At 35.2% G+C, this 486-nt stretch carries 1 protein-coding gene; it reads right to left on the bottom strand.

The window, feature by feature from the left end; genetic code table 11:
• Nucleotides 1-486, bottom strand: a 486-nt coding sequence (locus tag SB775_RS27435) for a type IV secretory system conjugative DNA transfer family protein (RefSeq protein ID WP_410864291.1), incomplete at both ends; no start/stop codon positions are given.

The following is a 486-nucleotide window of genomic DNA, read 5'->3' as shown; positions in this document are numbered from 1 at the left end:
GTTTGATTCCCCAGCTTTTTGGACACTTTTTCGGCTGTTTCTTGATCGTTTGTTAGAATATAGATGGTGTTCCCACAGTTTCCATCAATGGTATCTGCATCTTCTCCATATTTATTTTTTAATTGTGAATATGCTTGAATGATAAGATTAAAGCGGATATTTCTACCGAGACAAACCGTAATAATATTCGCCATTCCTTCAATACTTGGCAGATTACCAAATTCATCCATACAAAAAACCACCTCACGGTGACATTTACCTCCACGAGCGAGGGATGCACCTTTGGCTAATATAAAATAGAGCTGCCTTACAAAAATAGAAGCAATCACATGATTCGAAGAATCAAAGTCTGGTGTAATCATAAAAATAGCCACTGGTTTATCGAAATAATCCACTGTCGTTACTTGTATATCTTCATTTTCTTCTACTACTTTAAATTCTGTCTCACCTGTCTTTTCATCTATTTTCATAATAGAAATAGACGTT

The organism is Peribacillus sp. SIMBA_075 (genome assembly GCF_046534585.1).
The sequence above is the reverse complement of the archived record's forward strand: the minus strand, read 5'-3'. Positions and strand labels throughout refer to the sequence as shown.